This is a genomic window from Bradyrhizobium zhengyangense (assembly GCF_022012435.1).
GTDB classification, from domain to species: Bacteria; Pseudomonadota; Alphaproteobacteria; order Rhizobiales; family Xanthobacteraceae; genus Bradyrhizobium; species Bradyrhizobium zhengyangense.
Map to the genome: position 1 here is coordinate 1 of NZ_JAKLUA010000069.1, position 2,303 is coordinate 2,303.

General features: G+C 64.8%; 2 protein-coding genes. Both read right to left on the reverse strand.

Going from position 1 to position 2,303, the window contains the following annotated elements:
- Positions 1-73: 73 nt before the first annotated feature.
- A complete protein-coding gene (locus L6637_RS42160) occupies positions 74-1,285 on the reverse strand; it encodes an IS91 family transposase (RefSeq protein WP_237874447.1) in 1,212 nt (403 codons plus the stop codon).
- Positions 1,286-1,296: 11 nt separating this feature from the next.
- A complete protein-coding gene (locus tag L6637_RS42165) occupies positions 1,297-2,130 on the reverse strand; it encodes a tyrosine-type recombinase/integrase (RefSeq protein ID WP_477021268.1) in 834 nt (277 codons plus the stop codon).
- Positions 2,131-2,303: the final 173 nt, after the last annotated feature.

The following is a 2,303-nucleotide window of genomic DNA, read 5'->3' on the forward strand; positions in this document are numbered from 1 at the left end:
TGAGCGAGATCGCCGCCAGCATTTAGCCAGCGCATCGGAGCAGGACAACAGCAACGCTCACAGGAGGTCTTGGTCATGACGTGTCGATCCTGATCATTGTCGGCCGCCAGCTTGGCTGGCAGCCGCGGGCGAACACCTCGATCACGATCATGCGGGCGCCACAGCGCGGGCATGGGCACGGCAGCACACGTGGCGTGTCCGTCGCGATATCCGGCTGCTCTTGCGGGTCGGCGGCCGGCGGGGCGACGTTGAGGAGTGCGCGGGCTGTCGCGATGCTCTGGGCGCGGTTGGCGTTGGCAAAGAGCCCGTAGTGGCGGATGCGGTGGAAGCCCTTGGGCAGCACGTGCAGCAGGAACCGCCTGATGAACTCGTGCGGGTGAAGCCGCATCGTCTTCCAGCGGTTGGCGCCGTTGAGGCGATAGTCCTTCCAGCGGAACGCAATCGCTTCGTCGTCGGCTGCAACGAGGCGGCGGTTGGAGATGGCGACACGATGGGTGTAACGGGACAGATAACGCAGCACCTGCGCGGGCCCCGCGAACGGGGCCTTGCAATAGACCACCCACTTGATGCGCCGCAGCGGGGCGATGAAGCGCTTGAACGTTGTCTTGTCGGTGAGTCCGGCATGGGTATTGAAGAACTTTAGCTCGCCGGCGTCGTGCGCATGCACGAGCATCGCCAGCATTTTGCCCTGGAACAGGCGCGCCAGCACGTTGACATGGACGAGGAAATTGGAGCGCGCGGCGATCCATCGCGTGTTATCGAGCGAGAGCCCTCCACCCGGCACGATCATATGCACGTGCGGATGATGGGTGAGCGCCGAGCCCCAGGTGTGCAGCACGGCCGTGATACCGATGCGGGCGCCGAGGCGCTTGGGATCGCTTGCGATGGCGAGCGTCGTCTCGGCCGCTGCCTTCATCAGCAGATTATAGATCACGCGCTTGTTCTGGTAGGCGATGTCACGCAACTCGCTGGGCAGCGTGTAGACGACGTGAAAATACGGCACCGGCAACAGCTCCGCTTCGCGGTCGGCCAGCCATCGGCGTGACGCCGCACCCTGGCACTTCGGACAATGCCGGTTGCCGCAGGAGTTGTAGGCGACCTCGGTATGGCCGCACGCCGCGCTCTCGCAGCGTGCGACATGGCCGCCGAGCGCCGCCGTGCGACAGCGCTCGATCGCATTCATCACCTTCAATTGCCCGAGGCTCACATGCCCCTGATTGGCGTCACGCCAAGCAGAGCCGTGATCGCGGAGGATGTCCGCGACCTCCAGAACTGGCCGAGCCACGGCCGGCGGCGCTACGGCGCTGGCGGCTCCTCACTGTCTCGCTGTCGCCGGCGGCGGCGCGGCGCGCTTAGGCCCTCGAGCGGGCTCTCGATCTTGGCAATCAGTCCGATCGCCACGCGACTGTAGCGGGCTGTCGTCTCAAGCTTGGAATGTCCGAGCAACGCCTGGATCACGCGAATGTCCCTGCCGCGCTCGAGCAGGTGGGTCGCGAAGCTGTGGCGAAGCGAATGCAGCGAGACCGTCTTGCGCAGCCCCGCGGCTTTGGCGGCCTCCTTGAACAACCGGCTGAACTGACGCGTGGTCAGTGGCTGACGTTGACTGCGACCGGGAAACAGCCAGCGCTGTTCGGGCGCGACGCCGTTGTTGGACGCGCTCGGCCCCGCCTTCCACCATTGCCGCAACAGCTTCAGGACCTCTGGCGGCAGCATCACGTGCCGGTCCTTGCGGCCCTTCGACTGCACAATGCGGATGATCTTTTGCTCGCTGTCGATGTCGCCCGCCCGCAGCCGCACCACCTCGCTGGCGCGCAATCCGCAACCATAGGCCAGGGTCAGCATCGCCCGCGCCTTCAGGCTCGTCGCCATGGTCAGGACACGCTTGACCTCCTCGGGGCTCAGCACCGGCGGCAGCTTCTCGGGCTCCTTGATGTGCCAGACCTCGGCCGCCAGATCGTGACGACGTAGCGTGACGCGGAACAAGAACCGCACCCCGGTCATGATCCGATTGCGGTTGCAGATGCTCATCCCGCTCTCGATCAGGTGCAGCTGAAATCGGCGCACCTCGTCGGCCGTCGCCGTATCGGGCGAGCGTTTGAGCCAGGCGGCGAACCGCTTGCAACTGTAAATGTGGCCACGCTAAGTGTGCGGGTTGAGCTTGCGCCCAGCCATGTCTTCGATCATACGCTGACGCAGCGGACTGACTGTGTTGGTATCGCTCATGGAGAGCTCCTTCCTGAGTGAGGGTTGCAACACCTCGATTCTCAGGACGGGGCTCTCCAGTGCTACCACTATCGTCTCAA